This window comes from Solibacillus sp., from assembly GCF_040273735.1.
Lineage (GTDB): Bacteria > Bacillota > Bacilli > Bacillales_A > Planococcaceae > Solibacillus.
The window spans coordinates 70,428-93,075 of the sequence record NZ_JBELZM010000008.1 but is presented as its reverse complement, the minus strand read 5'-3'; the positions used below and the strand labels follow the sequence as shown (position 1 = coordinate 93,075).

The following is a 22,648-nucleotide window of genomic DNA, read 5'->3' as shown; positions in this document are numbered from 1 at the left end:
AAAATTTAATCTGAAAGCGAGGCAGTGTGTCATGGAGGAGCAAAAGTGATAATCAAAAAAGAACCTGGAATTAAAAACTCCAGGTTTTTTCTTATGTTTTTTTATGATTCTATCCCTGCAATACCAAATCCTCCTGGGCCCGCATGAGTTGAAATCATCGCGCCGGCCTGTATCCACCTTACATTTTCGAAACCTGATTCTTTCGCGACTTCTTCTAAACGCTTCTTAATCTGTTCATCAAGTCCTATCGAGTAGATTAAATACAATTGCTTCCGGTCAATATTGTATTCATTTAAATAATCCCTCATAAGTTTTTCTGCAACAATTTCCATTTTGCCCCGGTATTTTCTAGTAGAAACAAGCTTTCCCTCTTTTAACTCAATGCAAGGCTTTATTTTAAGCAATGCACCACCGATATATGCGATATTACTCACCCGTCCCCCTGCTTTTAAAAAGTCTAAACTTCCGGGAAGGAAGGCTAGCCTTGTTTTAGGGACGATTGATTCAACCTTTGCAATTAAGTGCTCCTGGCTAATTTCAGGCTCTTCTTCAAGTAAATTAGCTGCATACATCACCACTGCACCTAATCCACCCGTTACATTTAATGCATCAATCAGAAAGAGATTGTCAAAATCTTCTGCAGCAATTACCGCACTTTGAAAGGAAGCAGATGCTTTTGACGTATAGCCAATGTGAATGATGATGCTTTCAGGAAACTTTAATCGAATATTTGTAAACAAATCTTGATATTCATGGACATTCGTCGCAGCTGTAGACGGTATTGTTTTCGTTCGATCATAAAAATCAAAAACGTCTTCTACTGAAAGCTCACCATCCAAATAATCTTTCCCATCCATAATAACGTGCATCGGTACTACTTGAATTTGATGTTTTTCAACCAGGTCCTTCGGTAAATCCGCACCACTCTCAGTCGATAAAATAATTCTTTTCATTGTACCTTCCTTTCAAAAATGCAGTCACTGCTGCAATCTTTTTTGCGTATTCACCTTAAATATACACTAAAAAGGAAATGCGGGAAGCACAACTTTTAGAATGAGCGTTGTATAAAATACATATAGTAAAATCGAATACGAATTATGAATTTGCATCGATAATAGTAAGACAACGAATTTTACTGGCGTACAATTGGCATCGAACAGCATCTGAACGAGCCGCCCGATTTAATAATTTCCGAAAAGTCGACTTCCAGCACTTCATAGCCATGCTGTCTCATTTGATAATTGACATCACGGTTAACCGGCAAGCTCAGCACACGATTCTGTCCAATAGAAAGCACATTTGTCCCCATTGAAAACTGCTCGTCTTCGCTTACTTCGATTAAGTGATACATACTCGACAAAAGTTTGACTACTTTTGGTGCGAATGCATCCGGAAAAATAAGCGCATCTTTTGATGAAAGTATATTGAATACACAGTCTAAATGTAAATATTTCGGATTAAACGGTATTGGTAGAATTTCAAAATCGGGCAGTTCTTTTTGTAAATTTTGAATTGCCTTTTTGCATGTGCGATCACTGATTCCGACAAAGACCCGTTTGCCATCAATAATCACGTCGCCACCTTCAATAGAGTGTACAGAAAGATTATGATAAGGAATTTTATTGTCGATCAGCCATTGTGCCAGTACTTCCTCTTCACCTTGACGGATAGGATTTGCCATCTCTGAAACAAACAACTGATTTCCAATGGTAAAACCAATATCTCTTGTAAACACTTGTTCCGGTTGGTCTTTACTAGGCGGTAATTTTATTACTTCCACACCAGCATTACGCAGCGTTTGTTCAAACTTTCGATGCTGGGCTATCGCAAGATCTTGATCAATATTATCTTGCATATATTTTTTTTGAACATCATTAATCACTTCTTTAATTTCCATATATTTAGGTTCGCATAACACAACCTTTTTTAAAGTTCCATATTCACTTTGACATACTATTTGGGATTGCTTTGAAAAAGTTTTTACCATAAGTCATCCTCCAAGTTCTTGATTCACCTTTATACCATTCCCTATTTTTGCGATTTCATAAACTATTTGTGACCATTAAAAGGTGAATACTGTTGTTTCAAGAAATTTTCGTTGGGGTATGTACTTGCAATAAGAATTAGGCGAAGAACATTAACGGAGGAGATTGTATGATTACGAAAGGGCAGGCACTATTAAAAAAAGAAGATTTCCACAATCGAACGGACTTGCCAAGTTGGCTCTATAAAGAATATGAAACTTTTCATAACACAGTAACGGATAAAACATTCCCTTGCTTTTTTGGGATGAGCGGCGAACTAAAAGGCGAACTTCGCTATGCGTACGTTACAAAGGACGACTGGAGTAACTTACCTCACGCAGTAGAAGGTTTTTTAGATTTATTTAAACAGCCCAATTATAAAAGGCATGGTCTCTTTGTATTTGTTGAACCTTTTGAACAAGAAGGGGCACTTGATGATTACCGTAAACAGTTTTGGGATATCCTCCAGTACTTACATTCAGTCGATAAAGTAGAATGGCCGGAAAACAGTCCTCGTGACCCGGATCATTATTTGTGGGATTTTCATTTCGCTGGTGAGCCTATCTTTGTATTTGGAAATGCTCCTGCATATAAGAAGCGCAAAACCCGCCATTTAGGAAATGCGATGGTACTCGGTTTTCAGCCGCGTAAAATATTCCAAGGTTTAGAGGGAACCGAAAAAGGCGGTATTATGTCCAGGGAAAAAGTGCGGAAACGTGTGGAAGTTTGGGATCAGCTTCCGAAGCATCCTGATATCGGCCACTTTGGAGATCCGACACATAACGAATGGAAACAATCTTTTATCGGAGACGATATTATACCTATTCAAGGAAAATGCCCTTTCCAGCATAAATCATTGCTATGAGTTTATATTTCCAATAAATAAAAGAACGAATCCACTGTGAGATTCGTTCTTTTATCTATTTGCTTAACGCTCTCTTTTCGAACGAAATGTCATAATAAGGGCAAATAAAAACAGAAAAAAAGTAACAATCCATACAAAATAAAATACCAATCCTAACCCGATATTCGCGTCCTGATAATCCATTATTTTATTATCGATCAATGTCCATGTTAATAATGCCAGTGCTGCAATACCTATGAGGCTCATGATCATTCTGGATAGCCCTTTGCTTACATAATAGATATAAATTAATAATGCAATTAATACAACAAAAGTTAGTGCCGATATCCATACAATTTTATCCATACTGTATCTACCCCTCAATTATCGAAACGTTTCAACCGTTTGCCAGCTAACATTCTAATCCGGCAATACCAATTCCTCCTGGACCAGCATGTGTAGATATTCCAGCTCCCGCTTGCATCCATTTCACATTTTCAAATCCTTTGCCCCTTGCAATTTCAACCATCCGAGTTTTAATACTTTCATCAAGACCGATTGTGTAGATCAAAAATAGCAGTTTTCTATCAATATTATATTCATTTAAAAATTCACACATAAACTTTTCTGCTACAATACTCATCTTCCCGCGATAGTTTCTTGTTGAAACAAGGTTCCCTTCCTTTAATTCGATGCAAGGCTTTATTTTCAACAATGCTCCCCCAAGATAAACAAGATTGCTTACTCTTCCACCCGCTTTCAAAAAATCGAGACTACCTGGAAGAATCGCAAGCCGTGTTTTCGGAACAAATGATTCTATTTTCTCTATTAAACGTATATGGTCAATGGAAGGTTCATTTCCAAGCAAATCGGCTGCATACATGACGATTGCAGCTAACCCCCCTGTTATATTTAATGAGTCAATAAGGAAAAGATCGTCAAATTCTTTTGCTGCAATGACCGCGCTTTGAAAAGTGACAGATGCTTTTGATGTACACCCAATATGAATAATAATACTATCCGGAAAATCAGATCTTATTTTTGAAAATAAATCATGATATTCATGTACATTCGTAGCTGCAGTAGAGGGGATTTTCTTATTACGACTATAATAATCAAAAACTTCTTCAACAGAGAGTTCCCCGTCCAGATAATCTATCCCATCCATAATGATATGCATTGGAGCTACTTGAATTTGATATTTTTCAACCAGTTCTATCGGTAAATCCGCCCCACTGTCAGTTGATAAAATAATCTTTCTCATCGTATACACCTTCCAATTAACGCAGCCATTACTGCGTACTTATTATTTTCGATTAAATGAACTTCTACTATATTTATATGTAGGAGTTAGATTGGCATAACCTGTTTAAATAGGCTCAATAGAAAAAAACGAATTCTTTTTCAAAAATCCGTTTTGTAAATTTACTGCTCTTAATTTTTTCTTTCTATTTTAAAAACGTTCCTCAGTAAGATCTACATTTACAGAAACTGCGGCTTTATTTCCTCTGGCAGCCGAGATCATTAACGAAGACGGTCGGGCTGTTTCTGTTTCTCCTGCGATATAGACATTTTTCTCAGAAGTTCTGCCAACCCCGTCCGTTATGACTTTTCCATTTTCATGTACTTCACAACCTAACATTTCCACAAGCTTATTCGGACGATAATAGGTTGGCGCTACAAAACCAAAAGATCGTTGAAGCACTTCACCTGATTCAAATTCTATTTTTTCTAAAAAACCGGCATTACCAATTAAGGTTTTTATCCGGTCCTCTATTATTTCGATATTCCGTTTTTCTAACTGTGAAACCGCCTCTTTCGAAAGTTCAAGACCATTTGTTAAAACAACTAAATCCTGTGACCAGTTATATATTAATTTAGTCAAATGCATAACATGCTCTTCTTTTTCCGCGATGACCACTAAAGGCTTATCCCGCTGTTCCCAACCATCGCAGTATGGACAGCTAAATAAACTTTTGCCGTAATAGTTTCTTATGCCCGGTATAAAAAAAACCTCCTGAATACCTGTAGCCAATATAACTTTTGCCGTCATATACTCTTTCTCATTAGATGCTTTGACAATATACCTTTCTTTATCCTTGGTTATTTCAGTAACTGTTGCGTTTACGTAGGATACTGATGGATAGTTCTCCAGTTCTTTCAATCCTATTTCTCTAAACTCCTGGGGATTGGTCCGATCCCGTGTAATAAATCCACGGGCCTCATGTGTCACGCGATTGCGATTCGTTTTATCATCGAATAATATAACCTCTCTCCTAGCCCTGCCTAAAACTAAACTGGCACTTAATCCAGCCGGTCCTCCGCCGATTACAATACAATCCAATACGTCCATTTTTATCACCTACTCATTTTGTTTCTAATTTTTTTAAATTCCCAGTATTTATATAGAAAAAACATCCATAATCCTTTATGCCCCATCTTGGATATTTTGAACCAAAAATCCAGAAGTATCCTTTATAAAAAAGATTGCAAAAATATTTAACGCCTATTAAAAAATGATAAGTCAAATCTTATGAACATTAACCATACTTAATTTTTATCATTCAGAATCAATAAATTCTGTCACATAGCACTAAGCTTTCCCTATATTTAAATCTCACATAAATTGGACGTGATATATATTTAATTTTTATAGGGATATCATGAATTTAAAATAAACATTGTAAATTTAATAATTATAATTAATCTCTTACATGCTAATAGTCTTAAAATATCTATATTATTAAATAGTATAAATAACCATAGTTAATTTTTACCAAAAAATAGGAATAAAACATAACATCAAAGAGTATATTACTATTATTACTACTAATATTAGTTGTAGTATAAATATTAAAATCGGAGGAGTTTTTTAATGGGTATTATTTCAGGCAAAGCAATTTTATTAGCAGGTACAATTATTTTAGGAGGCGCAACAGGCATCGCAGCTTATGACGGTAGTGCGCTGGACGGAATCAAAGGAAAAATCGGCGAGCAAAGCGCGAGCATTCTACAGTTCAAACAGAATGAAGAAGCGTTAAAAGGCAAAGTCAATAACTTAGTTGCTGATGCCAACAGTAAGATTGGCCAAGCAAATGCATTTATACAAGAACAAAAAGGTAAGATTTCTGGATTAGAAACAAAGGTTAAAGATCTTGAAGGTACAATTACTGACCTTAAAGATACAGTTGCTAAAAGAGACAAGGAAATCGAAGGTCTGAATAAGTCCCTTGCTGAAGTAGGAAACAACATGAAGGCCCTAGAAGAGCGATACGCTAAACTCGAAGCTTCTAATAGTTCTACAGTTAAGGAACTGGAAGCTGCTAAAGCTGAACTGATACGAGTTAACAATGAGTATGCGGCTATCAGCCTTAAGCTGAAAATTGCTATCGAGGAAAAGAAAGAATTGCAAGCACAACTTGACGCAAAAACAGCTGAGTTGAACAAAACTATAAATGAGCTAGGCACAGCAAAAGCTGATTTAGCAAAAGCGAATGAAGATATTAAGAAATTAGAAAAAGTAATTGCTGACGCAGAAAGCCAAAAAGAATTAGATGACGAATACATTCTTCAGTTAGAAGGCGATCTTGCAGCTGCTAACGAAGAAGCTGAGTATAACTACAACGAATTAGTTAAGGCAAATGGCGAGATCGATACTGCTAATGGCGAAGTCACTAAAGGTGATGGTGAAATTTCTAAAGGTAATGGAGAGATCAAACGTTTGGATGAGTTAATAGAAAAAGCAAATGCTGAAATCACAAAAGCGAATGACCATGTGAATGAGTTTGCATCAGAAGTAGAAGCAGAAATCAGTAGTAACCCTAAAGCTTCTGACATCTCTTCTGAATTAGGCGCAACTCTTGATGAAGTAGTAACTGACTAAACGTTTGTATTGTTCTTGTATATACTCTCACATAATGACAAGAACACCACACTTGACTAGCTCATCTGTTATAGCTTCAACTACTACCAAAACTTATTTTGGTTAGCGAATTAATATTTAAACATATTGGTAACTTACAGGGATTCGTACTCCTTGTAAGTTACCCTTTTTATGTTTATAAAATACGCATAAGCATAAAACCAAATTTTAGTATTGAACCTATAATATGTAATTCTAGTAATAACAATAAAAAAAGTAAAGAATTAAATTTTTTTCTTTCGAGTGCGTAAAAATCTCTCCTTTTTTCAATAACTTTTTAATATATATCGTAATTCCCCTAAATATAGATGGACAAAAGTCCCATAATACTATATCCTAATATTCGTCTTTAAAACCCTCATTTTGGGAATGAAAGTCAATATATAGGTAAAAGGTAGATGAAAATGAATATACTCAAAAATTTAAAGATAAAAACTAAATGGATAATGTTGATTTCACTTGCAATCATTGCAGCAGTCGTCATTACTGTGTTATTTAGTCAATGGACAGTACGAAATATTTTAACGGAAGAAAATGAACATACTTCTTCTAATAATGCTAAAAATGCTGTTGATCAAGTGTCATTAGGCTTGGAGAATTATGAAACAAATCTTCTACAATTCGGTCAGGTAATCGAAACTATTTTACAAAAGGAACAAGTTGATTATTTACATATCGATAAAATTACCAGTACATTAAAAGAAAACAATGAAAATTATTTATCCGTCTACTTCATGGATTTTAATACTGGTAAACTTCATGCCACACCAGGAATAGATTATGAGTGGGATGTACGTGATTCTCAAACATTCGCAAAATTGAGTGCAAACCCCAACATGCAATGGATGGACGTCTATTTGGATACTGGTATTAATAAGTTAATGACTTCTGTTATTGCCCCGGTATTTAAAGATGACGAACTTGTCGGTGCGGTCGGCTATGATATTGATTTCTCAACAATTGGTATGATTCGTGAAGGCATTGAAGCAAAATCATCATCAAAATTAATGATTGTCGATCCAAATGGATTGATTGTATCTTCCTTTATCGAAGATGCGGACGGGAAGAATATCATTGCTGATAATTCCGGCAAGATTGCAGGGGTTACGGATTTATTAGATACTGCTGAATTAGAAGCGGAGTTTAAATGGCTCTCAGATGCTAAAGATGGAAGCAATAAAATCGAACATTTTGAATGGAATGAAGTGAATTATACAGGTGAAATTCAAATAATCGAGAAAAATAACTGGAAAATTGTCTCATTAGTAGATGACGATAGTTATGCACAACAGTTAAAAAAATTAACGATTGCAGGTTGGATATCATTAGCGATTGGTCTAATAATAGGATGTTTATTCGCCTATTTCATGGCACGAAAATTAGTGGATATTTTAAATAGCTTTAAAGAAGTATTTGAAAAAACAGCAAGTGGAGACTTTATTTCACGTTTTGAAACAAAGTCAAAAGATGAAATTGCAGACTTAGCAGATCACTATAACAAAATGCTTGATGAGGTTCGCAATTTAATAAGCCAAGTAAATGAAAACTCAATGGAAATCCAGCATTCTTCTAACAGTTTAGCTCTTATCGCCAAGGAAAATGAGCAAGCGTTAAATAATGTTTCAAACAGCATCGAAGAAATTGCAATGAATACGAGCACACAAGCAGAAAAAATGCATGATGGTTCTACGGCTATTCATGTATTGGCCGATGGAATAGAATCTATAGAATTAAAAACTCAGCAAATGGTAAATGATGCTGACGAAGCATTGGTAGAAGTGCATACAAGTATTGATAAAGTTCAAAAATTGGAAACATCCTATGCAAATTTAGAGCGGGCGTTCAATGAAGTAAAAGTCGTAACCGGACAGTTAGATGGAAAAACGAAATCCATTTCGAAAGTAACAGATGTAATTGCCCAAATTACTGAACAAACAAATTTACTTGCACTTAATGCTTCGATTGAAGCTGCTCGAGCAGGTGAACACGGGAAAGGATTTGCAGTTGTAGCAGATGAGGTAAGGAGCTTAGCAGAAAGTTCAAAAGCGGCAACAACTAATATTCAGCAAATCATTCTAAGTATTTTAGAGGATACTCAGCAACTCGTTCAAGTGATGAAGCAGACAAATGAGATTAGCGAAGATCAGAAGTTAGCAGTTAATACTGTAGATAATGCCATTAAACAGCTTTCCGATACATTAGAAAATATGAAAGTGTCGATTTCAAACACGATGGAAAATGTATCAACTATGCAACAGCAAAAAAATGTCGTTGTATCTTCAATAGCAGTTGTTAATGAGATGACAACAGAGGTTACAGCAGAGACGCAAGAAATTGCGAGTTCAATCGAAGAACAAACATCTGCTACTTCTGAAGTAACGATTCATGCTACACATTTAAATAAACAAGTTGATAAGTTAACTGAATCTGTTTCGAAATTTAAGCTATAGTAAGCAACTATAAGAAAATACTGGATAACCCGTACAAAAAAACAGTTCAAATTTTATTCTATAAAATTTGAACTGTTTTTTAATATCTGAACGGTTTAAATATCCCCGATGATGTTAGATCTACTATTCAAATACAGCTACTAAACGGCCTTTTACTTCATGATTTTTCAGTTTCTCGATACCTTTGTCGACTTCATCAAATGGAATTGGTGATCAGGTTCGGACTCATTTTTTTAGTAGCAAAACAATCATAAACGCCTTGTAAGTCTTCAACTGATCCGCCATTGCTTCCTAGAAGCTTAATTTACTTCAATCACTACCCCGGCAAACTCATGCCCCATAGTACCTGAAAATAACCAGCCTTTCACTAAATCGCCTCCCAATATTCAATTCAATTCTAGAATACCCTCTTCATTTCAAAACAACTCAACTAAGTAAACCGATTCCAGCAGACATAAAAAAAACCAAACCCCAATATATTGGGGCTGGGCATAAGAGAAATATCTTAACAGTCTTTATTATTCTGTTTTTGGTTTTTATTACGATTTTGGTTTTGGTTCTGATTTTGATTAAAGTTTACTTCCTGAGCAAATTCTTCTCTGTTTGCTCGGGGTCTGTTAGCATTTTGATTTTGGTTTTGCTGTTTTTTGTTATCCTGAGTTTTATTATTTTTATGTTTATTGTTACCCATTCCAACTCACCTCCACTAACAGTCTGTGTGGAAAGCAAATTTCTATCCCATTGTTTAACTAAAAGCTTTGCTGTAAATTCCACGCAATTCTGCAGTATTATTTTGCCAATTCTTCGCTTCCCCATTAACGATTTGGCTGAAAACATCGAGACATTGATGCCATCCTGCCGCGGTATTCACCGCCAATGAAACATCACCTAAAATATGGATAAATTTTATTTTACATCCTCGATTATCTTCTTCCAACGAAATATTTATCGAATCATCAACTTCAAGAAAACTAAACAAATATGGCTTTTCCAGTCTGTAATGGTTGCTGTATATGTTGTCTTTACCATCAACTAAAGCAATCTGACCTGACATCCATTTCCCCTGTTGCGAAAGGATACCACTGCATAAACTGTTTAGGACTAGTTAAAATAGAGAAAACATCTTCCGGAATGAAAAAACGTTCAGATTTAAAATATAGCGGCCCTACTCTTATATTATTTATACCCTTTATTGTACTAAATATTTTATAGCCCAAAAATGAATCTAACATGAACTCCTGTCGAACACTTTCACAAACTTCGATGCGTATGAGTATGCTAAGAAAAGAGCCCAATTTCATTTTACTATTGAATGAAAAGTAGAGAGGAATGGTATGAATGTATCCTTATTATACAAATGGTTTTACCTATCCGCTTAGCGCTTCCTACGCGCAACCCTTTTCCCAATATACTGCACCACTTCGGCATTTTTTAACTCGGCAACAGAGCATTCTTGATCAGCGTTGTATAAGTAAAACAGAGGCCGATTATATGGCAATGAATCGATTACTTTGGATGGAACATGTTAACTGGACTCGGATGACAATTACTAGCATCGTGTTCCAATTACCTGATTTACCATTTGTACAAAAGCGCCTCCTGCAAAACGCAACTGACTTAGGCAATTGTCTGCGCCCATTTTATGGTGACCAAATTGCAGATTACTACGCTAAGCTTATTCAAGATCACCTAGTCATTGCTGCGGAACTTGTAACAGCAGCTGTCAAAGGAGATACAAATACAGTGAATACTAAAGAAAAAGAATGGTATAAAAATGCGGATGATATTGTTTTATTTTTAAGCAATCTAAATCCATACTTATCTAAAGATGCACTGAAGGAAATGTTCTATAAACATTTAGAGTTAACTAAAAAAGAAGCCGTGACAATGATCCAAAAAGACTATCAAACGGATATTGAAGTGTTTGATAAAATTGAAGCTGAGGCATTGGCTATGTCCGATATGATCGCATCAGCAATTGTAATGCAATTTTTTTACCGATTTATATGTCCATACAATTTTTATTAATAAACGCTAAACGCAATGCCTATCAGAATCGTAATTTAATGTATAATTAAAGAAAAATATTTAAACAGGAGTGACTGATTTGAACCTTAACAATATATTTATTGCCCTCATACTCAGCCTGTAACGGTCCAATTTAATCTTTGGGGGACTTTTACAGGCTGAGCCCTAACCCAAGGAGTTGATGGTAATGAAACCACATACCAAAAATCGAAATCGAGCCTATTTTCGACATCATCGAAAAAGAGTCATTCAACGGAAACTTAAAATTGCGAAACAAATTGGATGGCATTCTCGCTTTACCGGATTTTTTGCAAAAGGGAAAATTCACTGTTCATGTTGGATGTGTTCTCAAAAGACGAAAATAGATGGATTTCCCCATTCACAAAACACTCAATTAGAAAGCTTGAACAATCAATTATCCGAACACTATAAGGGATATCAAGATTAGGAATTCTTTAGGCAGGGGAAATTATTCCTCTGCCTTTTCTGATGATTTTATTTCTCTAACCTCTATAAACCAAAAACCACATAGCTCCTCGCAGGAATTCGCTAATTTTATATGCAATTCATTTTAGTTATCTTAAATGAAGCGATGCTATGAGAGATTCCTTCCCCCTTACGTTACTCATTAATTGAAATACTATAGAAGACACCGCTTGTATGATTTTATATACTCGGTCTTCTCTTGCTGCGAGCTAATTTATTTTATATCTTACCCCTATCAAAATTTACGAATAATACATATGACTTGTCAATCGTTGACTAATCAACTAAAATGAAAACCTATTCCAATTTCTATAAAGAAGGGTGAAAAAAATGTTACAACAAAAATCAGCTTTAGAAAAATTAATGGAAGAACGTAAATCGGTTCGTAAATATGAACCCGGTATTGCGATTCCTCGCAAGACAATTCAACATATTCTACAGCAGGCAACATCAGCGCCTTCATCAAGTAACCTGCAGCCTTGGCGCTTCCTTGTTATTGACGATGCTGAGCAGAAGAAAGAGTTGCGCATTGCCGGATTTAATCAGGAGCAAATTGAAACATCATCAGCAATTATTGCGGTAATCGGCGATATTGAAATGTATAAAAACGCTAAGCAAATTAACGATTTAAATGTTGAATTGGGCTATATGCCACGAGAGATTGCTGATATGATGATTTCCAATTCTGAAACGGCGTACAACAGCTTTTCTGATGCTGAACGCAGTAATATCGCCCATTTAGATTCAGGTTTGATTTCTATGCAAATAGTACTTTTAGCGAAGGATATGGGCTATGATACAGTAATAATGGGCGGCTTTGATAAAGCTGCATTCGCTAAAAGATATGAACTGCCTGCAAATGAGCAGCCGATGATTTTAATTGCAATCGGAAAGGCTGCTATGCCAGCACGTAATTCATCACGCTTACCATTCGAACAAATTATTCGTTTCTCTAGCTAATGGTATTATAGGTTCCTTTACCTGACAGGTGTAATTCAGATCATATTGTGTGAAATTTTTTATACTTTATCCGAATGAACGGAAATGCTACCATATAGGGATACCTAGAACGAAGAGCAATCAATGTAAGGAGGGTTAGTATGGAAGTTTGTTTGGACGATAAAAAACAGATGATCATGATGTTAAAAAGATTAGACCGTCATGTAACGCAAATTTTTGAAAAAAGAACAGATATCAGTTTGACGAGATACGAAATTTTAGTTTCTTTAATTAAAAATGGAAACGTTACACAAAAGGTCCTGCAACAATCCTTAGCTATCGACCAAGCGGCAATTACACGCCATTTAAAGCTGCTTGAAGAACAGCAATTTGTCGAACGTAAACGCAATGAAAAGAACAACCGAGAAGTACTTGTAAACATTTCCGATCAAGGACGAGCATTACTTGAAGGTTGCACAATGTTTAAAGATCAGTTTCTGAATGATCTCTATCAGGATTTTTCGGATAGTGAATTACAGCAGCTTAAGCAATTTCTTACACGCTTAAATCATAATGTAGAGAATCTTTAATCGTTGCATAATAAGAACGAAAGAAGAACGATTTCCTCGATCCGGGAAATTGTTCTTCTTTTTTATTGCTTTACACTATGAGAACGATCTTAGAGCATCTAACACTTAAACAGTTTAATCTATTACGGACACTTTTAAATGAGAATGTTTATCACCTGTGATATACTATAACTATAAAGAAAATAATCATTACTTAAGGAGAATGCATTATGCAAATATACTGGACGAAAATAAATAAAATTATTGAAGAAACATCAGAAGTTAAAACGTTTTTACTGGATCTCCCTGAAGGCTTTACATGGGAAGAAGGTGCACATACACACCTTGCGTTAGAAGGTTTCAATGCTGGTGATCAACCTAATAAAAGCTTAGTTCGCCATATGTCCATCTCCACATTACCAAATGAGCAGACTGTCGGGATTACAACTCGCATAAGAGAACTGTGCTCTGAATTTAAATCGATTTTAAGAAATCTAAAAGTCGGCGATAAAGTTGCACTATTTAAAATTCATTCAAATGTGCCGCTGAAAAGAGAAGATAAAAATATTTATTTATTATCTTCCGGTGTAGGTCTTGCAACGTTCAGACCGCTTGTACTTACTTATTTGGAACGCCCTGATAACATCAATCGCATTCATTCTCTTAATATTGATTCAACAAAAAACTTCTTATTTACTGATGTTTTTGAATCTGCACCTGATAAAAATTTCACATCACAGTATGTTGATAATCGAAAAGATTACTATGAAGAAGCGAAAAAACTTGCTGCAGATCAGGACGGACTATTTTATGTTGTCGGCAGCGACGAGTTTATTATGCAAAACATTGACGTGTTGCGTGAGCAAGGAATCAAACCGGAACAAATTGTCCTTGATAAACGTGAACGACAATTACCTAATTTCTTCCCGGTTGAATCTACAATTTAAATGATTACATGGAACGGGGCTATCCGAAAAAGTATTATGCTTTTCGGATAGCCCCGTTTTTAATATTCTATAGACCTTATCTTTTATAGTTTACTTTAAATATTCCGCAAAGAAAACCGCCATCAGGTATTAAAGTGTTTCTCCAATACCCTGTGTACTGTGAATAGCCACCACGCTAATCCACCGCATTTCAAACTAAAAAGGATGGAATTGAATAAACTCAATTCCATCCTTTTATTGAATATTTGATACCTGTAAATTTACAATTAATATTTATATGATTGACCGCCATCAATCGGTACTATAACACCATTGATGAAGTCTGCATGGTTTGAAAGCAAGAATGCAACTAAGTAGCCAACTTCTTCTGGTTTACCGAAGCGGCGCATTGGGTTTGGTTTAACAAATTCTTTCCCTACTTCTTCCCAATTTTCGCCACCCATCTGACGAAGTGAGCCCTCAACCATTGGTGTCATGATTGCACCTGGTGCAATTGCTTTAATAGAAACGCCATATTGACCATATTCAATTGCTGAGTTGCGTGTTAAACCGACAACGCCGTGCTTCGATGCAGCATAACCTGATTGATTACCAACACCACGAATTCCTCCAACAGAAGCCGTATTAACGATTGACCCATAGCCTTGCTCTTTCATCACTTTTAATACGTATTTCATGCCATAAAATACGCCATTTAAGTTAATCGAAACAACCTTTTGGAATTCATCTATATCGAAGTCTTCTGTTAAGTTTTGCTTTCCTTCGATTCCTGCATTGTTGAAGAATCCATCGATTTTCCCAAACTTCTTAACCGTTGCATCCACAAAACTTTTTACAGCATTTTCGTCTGCTACGTTAGCTGTAATTAATAATGTTTCCGCTTGAGGAGCAATTGCCAAAACTTTTTCTTCAGTTTCTTTTAAGCCTGCTCCATTAAGGTCTACTAATACAAGCTTAGCTCCTTCTTCTGCCAATTGAAGTGTTGCCGATTGTCCAAGACCTGAACCTGCACCTGTAATGATTACTACTTTATCTTCAAAACGTTTCATACTTTTCTCCTCCAAGAGTGCTTGTTATTTTACACATTCATTCGTGAATAATGCTTCTGATTATACGTTATATAATGCACCATCAATTGTGTATGATGAAGAGTTAATATAAGATGCTTCATCAGATAATAAGAATGCCGTTAAGTTTGCTACCTCATGAGCCTCACCGTAGCGCTTCATTGGAACTGCTTCTGCGTATGCTGATTGAGCGGCATCTGCAGCACCTGGAGCAACTTTCGACTCGATTTGGCGCATCATTTTAGTATTGATTACACCTGGATTTACTGTATTTACTCGTACATTAAATGGTGCAGCTTCTAAAGCAGCTACTTTATTGATCCCCATTAATGCATGTTTTGATGAGTTATAAAGCATCATTTGTGGAGCACCGATTAAACCGGCTACCGAAGCCATGTTTACAATCGAACCTGTTTCTTGCTTTTTCATAACTGGTAGTACGTATTTTAAGCCATAAAATGCACCTTTTACGTTAATGCCATATACGAAATCAAAATCTAATTCTGTGATATCTTCGATAGCTTTTGCTGGACCTTCTACACCTGCATTATTCACAAATCCATCAATACGACCGAATTTCTCTACTGTTTGATCCACATAATTTTTTACGTCTGCTTCTTTAGATACATCCGCTTTTAACGTTAGAACGCGATCTTCAGCTAATACTAACTCTTCTGCAACCGCTTTCACAGCTGCTTCATTTAAATCAACTAAAGTTAACTTTGCGCCCTCGCCTGCAAGTTTACGTGCGATTTCTCTCCCGATGCCGCCTGCTGCACCAGTAATAATGATTGCTTTGTTTTCAAATCTCATATGATTGCCTCCCAAACTATGTTTACTAACAGTTTTAGTGTACTAAGCTACAGTTTTGTATTCCATCCTTAATATTTGTTATAATGTCGAAGAAATCAACATTTTTATTCAATCTGTTGAAGAGTAGGAGAAAGTTAATATGAAATCCAATTCACCTCAAGCTTTAAGAACAAAAAGCTTCTTAAAAAATGCGTTTATCGAAATGGTACATAAAAAAGGTTTTAGTTCAGTCACAGTAACAGACGTTGTTGATTATGCCCAATATAATAGAACTACCTTTTATTTATACTATAAAAATATATACGAACTTGTTGAAGAATTATTGGAAGAAAAATTTGAAGACATACAGCATTACAGTATGTCAAAATACGAAAGTAAAAGCCATGTAGACGTAAAAACATTAACGACAAACTCTTTTGACCTACTTTATTATATATATGATCACCGTAATTACTTTACTTTACTACTTTTAGAAGACACGCTACCATATATGCATCAGCAACTTCCAGAAGCGATATTTAGTTTGCTAACATCGAAATTTGAAATACTGTACGGCATACCATCTGTAGATGATTATTCTCAAAAGCGCTATATGGCTTACGGAACAGCAGGCCTAATAACAGACTGGATTGCACAAGATTTTGACGCAACTCCTGGTGAAATGACACAACGTCTTATCAGTATTTTAAAAACGATGGCTAAGGGGTTTATCATAAATGATGTAGAAAGAGATAAACTATAAGTAATCCTTTCTATAAATATTTTTTCATTAACAGCCAATGCAACAACTAGTGACACTTTATTAGTGCAGATAAAAGTAAAAGCAGAAGGTTTAAAAGCGCGTTATCGCATTTTTAAACTTTCTGCTTTTTAGATTTTAAATAACACACATTAGGTTAGTTCAAGCCAGGCTACCGCTTCACAATGTGTCGTGTGCGGGAACATATCGACCGGCTGTACTTCCTGCGTTTTATAGCCGCCATCTTCTAAAATGCGGAGATCACGGGCAAGTGTTGCAGGGTTGCATGATACGTATACTACACGCTTCGGTTTTTGTTCGATAATCGTATTCAGTAACGCTTCATCACAGCCTTTACGCGGTGGATCGACTACTAATACATCTGCTTCTTTACCTTCTTTGTACCAGCGGGGAATGACTTCCTCTGCCGGACCTGCTTCGAAATATGTGTTTGTAAAGCCATTTAGTGCGGCATTGCGTTTTGCGTCTTCGATTGCCTGCTCGACAATTTCAACGCCCATTACATGACCAGCCTTTTGGGCTAAAAACAGTGAAATGGATCCGATGCCGCAGTATGCGTCGATTACGCGCTCATTGCCTGTCAGCTGTGCATAATCGAGTGCTTGTTTATAAAGCACTTCTGTTTGAACAGGGTTGACTTGATAAAACGAGCGTGCCGAAATTTCAAAGCGGACATTGCCGATTGCATCTTCAATTGTATCCTTGCCCCAAAGCGTGAATGTATCATTGCCGAAAATTACATTTGTTTTCTCGCCATTAACATTTTGCACAATGGAAGTGACATTAGGAATAAGCGCTCGGATTTTTTCGATTGCCGCACTGGCCTGCGGGAATTTCTTAGACTTTGTTACAAGCACGACCATCACTTCGCCTGTTGCACGCCCTTTACGAACGACAACATGACGCAGCATGCCTTGATGGGATTTTTCATCATATGGACGCACACCTAAAATCTCTAATTCACGTTTCAAATCTGCCATGACAACATCGGCTTCCCCTGTTTGAATCAAACAACGTTCCATATCAACGATTGAGTGTGACTTCGTTTTATAGAAGCCTGACACCATCTGCCCCGCCTCGTTTTGCGCGAAAGGTATTTGTGATTTGTTGCGATAATGCCAAGGCTCTTCCATCCCTTTTACCGGAAGGACAGGTGCATCGATTTTACCAAGACGCTTCATCACATTTGCAACCATATTTTGCTTCCATTTTAATTGTCCCTCATACGAAAGATGCTGTAATTGGCATCCGCCGCATTGCGCGAAATAGACACATGGCGCTTCTACACGATCAGGCGACTTTTCCAGTATATTTATTACTTTTGCAAAGCCGTAATTCTTTAATGTTTTCATAACATGAATCTCGGCAGTTTCTCCAGGAAGTGCCCCTTGTATAAATAATGGATAGCCATCAATTTTCGCGACGCCATTGCCATCATGTGTTAAATCTTCTATATAAACTGTTTGACGATCATTTTTTTTAATTGGTGCAGACATGTTCATTTCTTCCTCTCATTTCAATCACTTTATTGTACCACGCTCCATATATTTTGCACTTATTATACTTTCTACCAATGTTCTGATTAATTCCAATTATTACTTTTGTTCTAGTATTCAGTAAGTATTGCCTATATAATTTACCTTATAGCTCTAATAATTCTATTAATTTCAAGGAGAAGAAAAAACATGTCAGTTCGCAAAAAACTTAATATTGGCTTTATTTTAATCGGGACGATTCTTCTACTTTCAATCGGATTTGCAACCGTTCAGTTTTTCCGTATTGGCGATGAAGTTTCCAAAGCCGTTGATGTACAGATGGCACAGGTTACGCGTATTAATGATATTCAGCAGCACATATTATCGCAAGGGATTTATGCACGTGCTTATGCGGTAGACCCTTCTCAAAACAACTTGGATTTACTAAACAGCCATACAACAAGCCTCGTTCAATTAATTGAGGATGTACAAGTTGAAAATATTTTAGCAGAAGCTACACCGGTTATTACTAATTTAAAGGATCAGTCAGAAATAATCGCGGAGCAAATGGATAAGGTCATCTCATCTGTACAGGCACGTGATATTTCATCCGCTCTTTCAATGGTGAATGGCGATTATACATATACGAGCGTATTCACGAGCGAACTCGCGGAAAAAGTGGAACAAATCGAAAACAAAGAGCTTGATAAAGTGGTAAACAATACGAAAGACATGATCTCACTTTCTACGATTTTGTCGATTATATTCATTATTATTACGCTTATTCTCATAGGCTTTTATATGATCTATACGAAATACGGCATTACATTGCGACTCCAATCCATTACAAATGATCTGGAACAAATCGCAGATGGAAACATTAAAGTTTTACATAAACCAGTTCACACAAATGATGAATTCGGTATGCTGTCGAATGCATTCATTTCATTACAGCGGAATTTTGAGGATTTATTAATAAGTATTCAGCAAAATGCAAATCAGCTTAGTAATTCGGCGGATGCTCTTATGAAAAATAGTGGGACGATTTCCTCGGAAACAGCTCATATTAAAGAACTGATCGAGCATACTGCACAGACAGCCTCATCGATGACAATTGGAGCAAATGAAAGCGCGCTTGCTGTAGATGAGACGGCACAGGGGATTAATTCGATTGCACGTTCAACACAGGACCTGCATAGTGGTGCTCTCACGTTAACGCAGTTTGCTAATGATGGGGTAAAAATTATTGATGAAGCGATGCATCAAATGGAAACAGTACATGCATCGACTCAATCGATTTCCAACCTTTCAAGTGTCTTAATCGAACAGTCTGGACAAATCAGTACAATTACGAAAGCTATTACCGATATCGCGGATCAGACTAATCTGCTTGCCTTGAATGCTGCCATTGAAGCAGCTAGAGCTGGTGAACATGGGAAAGGCTTTGCTGTTGTAGCAGATGAAGTCCGCAAACTCGCGGAGCAATCCAAAAAGTCGGCAAATGAAATTGTGCATTTAACCGAAACAATTCAGCACAATTCCCAAAATGTTGGCGAAGCGGTGGAAAGCAGTCTCAAGTATGCAAATGATGGCGTTGTTGTCATCGATCGTGCCGGTCAGTCATTCCATACGATTACCGACAATATTTACAGTATAACGGAGCGTGTAGAACATATTTCTGCTACATCACAGCAAATTTCAGCAAGCTCTGAAGAAGTTGCCGCATCAGTCATCGAAATTTCGCACGGTACAGAAAAAACGATGGTGGATGTAGATCAAGTAGCCAATGCAACTCAACTTCAATCTGAAATTGTCATTGAAATGGAAGAACTATCTAAACGTTTAGCTAATCAGGCAAAACAGCTCCAACAAAGCATAGATAAATTTACATTGTAGAATGAATTGATTCTAAATCACCTTCACTTTAACGGTTTTTACTTGTTAAAGTGGAGGTTTTTTAGACGTTTCTTGTGGGATATTAGAGCAATTTTCCGTTTATTAGAAAAGTTGAGGGAGAAATTATAAAAGAGGCTTTCTACAGGTTGTTTAAGGTGATCTTTCTAATGAGAGTATACGGATATTAGAACAATTGGGTGCTTTAGAAAATGTTAAAAGGATATTAGAAAATTAGGTCCGTTTATTTGAACATCTAGGCCCGATATTAGAAGAACAAGCCGATATATTAGAACTTCCGCCTTTTATTAGAACTTAATTTATTTTATTAGAACAATTAAGCGATATATTAGAAATCTGCTAAGCTCGTTCCCCCACCCCCGATTCCTCTCCCAAAAACAAAAAAACTCACAAGGGCATTCCACTACCCTTGCAAGTTTGAGTTAAATTACTTCTTCATCCGTTTCAATTTCGCGAATTTTATCGATTGGCACAAATATTTCAATATGTCGTTTTAAATTTTGGAAAACTGCCGGTGCATCGCCGCCATACTCTCCATCCAGGTTTAAATGAACTTCCTGATCGGATGTTACGACAACACGGCTTGCTTTTCGGTAAATAACACGCTCGTCGGATAAATGCTCACCACGTAATGCAAGTGAAGCAATACGTATGAAATCCGCAATATTGCATTCCTTTAAAATCATAACGGTAAACAGCCCGTCATTGATCGATGCATCGGGTGCAATTTTTTCGAAACCGCCTACTGAATTTGTTAAGCCACATAAAAACATCATCGCTTTACCATCAAACTCTTCGTCATCCATTTGGATTCTCATATGTGTCGCTTTAATGGAAGGAATCATTTCAATCGCCTTCAAATAATACGCCATTTGACCAAGTACCGTTTTCATTCTGCTCGGGACTTCGTATGTCAGCTCGGTGATTCGCCCGCCTGCAGCAATGTTAATGAAGTAGCGGTCTTCATTCAAAATACCGACATCCACAGGTATTGTGTCCCCAGCAAGAATAATGTTCAGCGCTTCCTCGACATTTCGTGGAATACGAACTGCCCGTGCAAAGTCATTTGTCGTCCCCATTGGAATCAAACCAAGCTTTGGACGTTTTTCGCATTGACTAACACCTGCGACTACCTCATTTAATGTACCGTCACCGCCTACCGCAATTACAACATCAAATTCGCGTCTCACGGCTTCGATAGCAGCTTTTGTTGCATCACCTTCGCCTGTCGTTGCATGGCATGAAGTTTCATATCCGGCTATTTCGAGTTTCTCTAATACTTCCGGAAGATGCCTCTTAAATGCTTCACGACCCGAAGTTGGGTTATATATAATTCTCGCTCTTTTCATTTTGATCTCATCCTGATTAATTATATTTTTCATCCTGTCCAAAGTATACTGCTGTCTGTTTTAGAAAAGCAACAATAGTATCAAGAATATTCTCTTCAATAATACGTTTAAAATAGAAAAAAGTTCCTACTATATTATATAGTAAGAACTCATAAAAGTAACAGGTAAAGTAAAATTATATCGCTGCGCTTACTTTATTTTTAAAATCTTCATATACGTAGCTCCACAGCTTTGAATCGTTTACATATTGTCCGCGCATATTTTCGTAAACAGCTTTTTGTGCTTCTTCAAAAGAAGGATCTTCCTTATCCGGTAATGTTGCACGTAAATCAGTTACAAGCTGCTGTAATTGCGGTGCACGTGGTCCCCAAGTTGTAATTACTTCCCCTGCTTCATTTAAAATTAAATACATTGGAATAGCTCGTCCGCCATTTGTTAAATAACGGTCGATCAACTCTGTATCCGCATCACGTAAAGCCGTACGAATTTCCACATCTGCCGCTTCCGCTACTTTACGGATGATTGGGTTGTTAATCATCGCATCACCGCACCAGTCTTCCGTAATCGCTAAAATATGGATATTGGCATTTTTCAGTTTTTCAAGAAAAGCCGAATCTTCAGGAAGTTCAAAGTGCTCATAAATCGCAAAGCTTTGTTCTTTCAATTGAGACATTGCGTCCATATATGCCTTCATTGATGTGCTCTCTTCAAAATATTGTTGTTCAGTTTTCATATATATACCACCTTTCATTTCTCTCTTCTATTTTGCACGTTTTAAAGAAAAAAAGAAAGTTTTATGTGTCAAAATTGTTACACAATAACACAATTCCAAATTTTCAAAACGAGTTACATAAAACAGCAAATAGTTATCATTTCCTAGAATATAAAAACGTATTAATATTTTATTCAAATAATATTATCTTATAGTACGATAATTAAAAATCTTCTTAATTGTTTTACTTATTAGTATCTACAAAAAATTTTAAACGTAGTATATATTTCTCATAAATATTCTGATATATTAAAATAACGCATCAAAAAATTATCAGAAAATTTAATTT

At 36.4% G+C, this 22,648-nt stretch carries 21 protein-coding genes; 9 read left to right on the top strand and 12 right to left on the bottom strand.

Translation table 11 applies throughout. The annotated features are described in order from the left end of the window. Positions 1-101: 101 nt before the first annotated feature. Together ABS917_RS09870 and ABS917_RS09865 are read right to left on the bottom strand one after the other, a co-directional pair. Positions 102-953 carry a DegV family protein gene (locus ABS917_RS09870; RefSeq protein WP_350478812.1) on the bottom strand — a complete coding sequence of 284 codons (852 nt, stop codon included), beginning with the start codon at positions 951-953 and terminating at the stop codon, positions 102-104. Between the two features lie 179 nt (positions 954-1,132). Beyond that, a complete protein-coding gene (locus ABS917_RS09865) occupies positions 1,133-1,987 on the bottom strand; it encodes a dimethylarginine dimethylaminohydrolase family protein (RefSeq protein ID WP_350478811.1) in 855 nt (284 codons plus the stop codon). A gap of 167 nt (positions 1,988-2,154) precedes the next feature. On the opposite strand from ABS917_RS09865, the gene ABS917_RS09860 reads away from it, so the two are divergent. Then, positions 2,155-2,889, top strand: a complete 735-nt coding sequence (locus ABS917_RS09860; protein ID WP_350478810.1) for a YqcI/YcgG family protein — start codon at positions 2,155-2,157, stop codon at positions 2,887-2,889. 63 nt (positions 2,890-2,952) lie between these two features. Here the strand turns inward: ABS917_RS09860 and ABS917_RS09855 are convergent, their stop codons facing one another. From ABS917_RS09855 to ABS917_RS09845, 3 genes are all read right to left on the bottom strand, one after another. Further along, entirely contained in the window at positions 2,953-3,234 is a 282-nt protein-coding gene (locus ABS917_RS09855; RefSeq protein ID WP_350478809.1) for a potassium transporter Kef, read from the bottom strand. A 46-nt stretch (positions 3,235-3,280) separates the two neighbouring features. Beyond that, positions 3,281-4,132 (bottom strand): DegV family protein, encoded by an 852-nt coding sequence (locus ABS917_RS09850; RefSeq protein WP_350478808.1) that lies wholly within the window; start codon positions 4,130-4,132, stop codon positions 3,281-3,283. A gap of 189 nt (positions 4,133-4,321) precedes the next feature. After that, positions 4,322-5,221 carry an NAD(P)/FAD-dependent oxidoreductase gene (locus ABS917_RS09845; protein ID WP_350478807.1) on the bottom strand — a complete coding sequence of 300 codons (900 nt, stop codon included), beginning with the start codon at positions 5,219-5,221 and terminating at the stop codon, positions 4,322-4,324. A gap of 522 nt (positions 5,222-5,743) precedes the next feature. On the opposite strand from ABS917_RS09845, the gene ABS917_RS09840 reads away from it, so the two are divergent. Together ABS917_RS09840 and ABS917_RS09835 are read left to right on the top strand one after the other, a co-directional pair. Next, the gene (locus ABS917_RS09840) at positions 5,744-6,751 is read left to right on the top strand and encodes a coiled-coil domain-containing protein (RefSeq protein ID WP_350478806.1); all 1,008 of its coding nucleotides are present in this window, start codon (positions 5,744-5,746) and stop codon (positions 6,749-6,751) included. A 443-nt stretch (positions 6,752-7,194) separates the two neighbouring features. After that, positions 7,195-9,240, top strand: a complete 2,046-nt coding sequence (locus ABS917_RS09835; protein WP_350478805.1) for a methyl-accepting chemotaxis protein — start codon at positions 7,195-7,197, stop codon at positions 9,238-9,240. 505 nt (positions 9,241-9,745) lie between these two features. Here the strand turns inward: ABS917_RS09835 and ABS917_RS09830 are convergent. Both ABS917_RS09830 and ABS917_RS09825 read right to left on the bottom strand, forming a co-directional pair. Further along, positions 9,746-9,931: a hypothetical protein gene (locus ABS917_RS09830; RefSeq protein ID WP_350478804.1), complete on the bottom strand. Its 186-nt coding sequence runs from the start codon at positions 9,929-9,931 to the stop codon at positions 9,746-9,748. A 54-nt stretch (positions 9,932-9,985) separates the two neighbouring features. Further along, positions 9,986-10,294, bottom strand: a complete 309-nt coding sequence (locus ABS917_RS09825; RefSeq protein ID WP_350478803.1) for an SRPBCC family protein — start codon at positions 10,292-10,294, stop codon at positions 9,986-9,988. Between the two features lie 437 nt (positions 10,295-10,731). Between ABS917_RS09825 and ABS917_RS09820 the strand changes: the two genes are divergently transcribed. The 4 genes from ABS917_RS09820 (at position 10,732) to ABS917_RS09805 (ending at position 14,209) form a co-directional block, all read left to right on the top strand. Next, positions 10,732-11,268, top strand: coding sequence for a hypothetical protein (locus ABS917_RS09820; RefSeq protein WP_350478802.1), 537 nt, complete (start codon positions 10,732-10,734; stop codon positions 11,266-11,268). Between the two features lie 816 nt (positions 11,269-12,084). After that, positions 12,085-12,714 carry a nitroreductase family protein gene (locus tag ABS917_RS09815; RefSeq protein ID WP_350478801.1) on the top strand — a complete coding sequence of 210 codons (630 nt, stop codon included), beginning with the start codon at positions 12,085-12,087 and terminating at the stop codon, positions 12,712-12,714. A 140-nt stretch (positions 12,715-12,854) separates the two neighbouring features. Further along, on the top strand, positions 12,855-13,283 hold the full coding sequence (locus tag ABS917_RS09810; protein WP_350478800.1) for a MarR family winged helix-turn-helix transcriptional regulator: 429 nt from the start codon (positions 12,855-12,857) through the stop codon (positions 13,281-13,283). A 209-nt stretch (positions 13,284-13,492) separates the two neighbouring features. Beyond that, positions 13,493-14,209, top strand: coding sequence for a dihydropteridine reductase (locus ABS917_RS09805; protein WP_350478799.1), 717 nt, complete (start codon positions 13,493-13,495; stop codon positions 14,207-14,209). A 266-nt stretch (positions 14,210-14,475) separates the two neighbouring features. Here ABS917_RS09805 and ABS917_RS09800 read toward each other — a convergent pair whose 3' ends face one another. Then, positions 14,476-15,258, bottom strand: coding sequence for a glucose 1-dehydrogenase (locus ABS917_RS09800; RefSeq protein ID WP_350478798.1), 783 nt, complete (start codon positions 15,256-15,258; stop codon positions 14,476-14,478). A gap of 60 nt (positions 15,259-15,318) precedes the next feature. Further along, positions 15,319-16,089, bottom strand: a complete 771-nt coding sequence (locus ABS917_RS09795; protein WP_350478797.1) for an SDR family NAD(P)-dependent oxidoreductase — start codon at positions 16,087-16,089, stop codon at positions 15,319-15,321. A gap of 139 nt (positions 16,090-16,228) precedes the next feature. On the opposite strand from ABS917_RS09795, the gene ABS917_RS09790 reads away from it, so the two are divergent. After that, a complete protein-coding gene (locus tag ABS917_RS09790; protein WP_350478796.1) occupies positions 16,229-16,831 on the top strand; it encodes a TetR/AcrR family transcriptional regulator in 603 nt (200 codons plus the stop codon). A gap of 149 nt (positions 16,832-16,980) precedes the next feature. Here the strand turns inward: ABS917_RS09790 and rlmD are convergent, their stop codons facing one another. Beyond that, the gene (gene rlmD, locus ABS917_RS09785) at positions 16,981-18,345 is read right to left on the bottom strand and encodes a 23S rRNA (uracil(1939)-C(5))-methyltransferase RlmD (protein ID WP_350478795.1); all 1,365 of its coding nucleotides are present in this window, start codon (positions 18,343-18,345) and stop codon (positions 16,981-16,983) included. Positions 18,346-18,534: 189 nt separating this feature from the next. Here rlmD and ABS917_RS09780 point away from each other — a divergent pair, with 189 nt between their 5' ends. Beyond that, the gene (locus ABS917_RS09780; protein ID WP_350478794.1) at positions 18,535-20,220 is read left to right on the top strand and encodes a methyl-accepting chemotaxis protein; all 1,686 of its coding nucleotides are present in this window, start codon (positions 18,535-18,537) and stop codon (positions 20,218-20,220) included. 440 nt (positions 20,221-20,660) lie between these two features. Here ABS917_RS09780 and ABS917_RS09775 read toward each other — a convergent pair whose 3' ends face one another. Together ABS917_RS09775 and ABS917_RS09770 are read right to left on the bottom strand one after the other, a co-directional pair. After that, a complete protein-coding gene (locus ABS917_RS09775; protein ID WP_350478793.1) occupies positions 20,661-21,587 on the bottom strand; it encodes a diacylglycerol kinase in 927 nt (308 codons plus the stop codon). A 175-nt stretch (positions 21,588-21,762) separates the two neighbouring features. Further along, positions 21,763-22,320: a thioredoxin family protein gene (locus ABS917_RS09770; protein WP_350478792.1), complete on the bottom strand. Its 558-nt coding sequence runs from the start codon at positions 22,318-22,320 to the stop codon at positions 21,763-21,765. Positions 22,321-22,648: the final 328 nt, after the last annotated feature.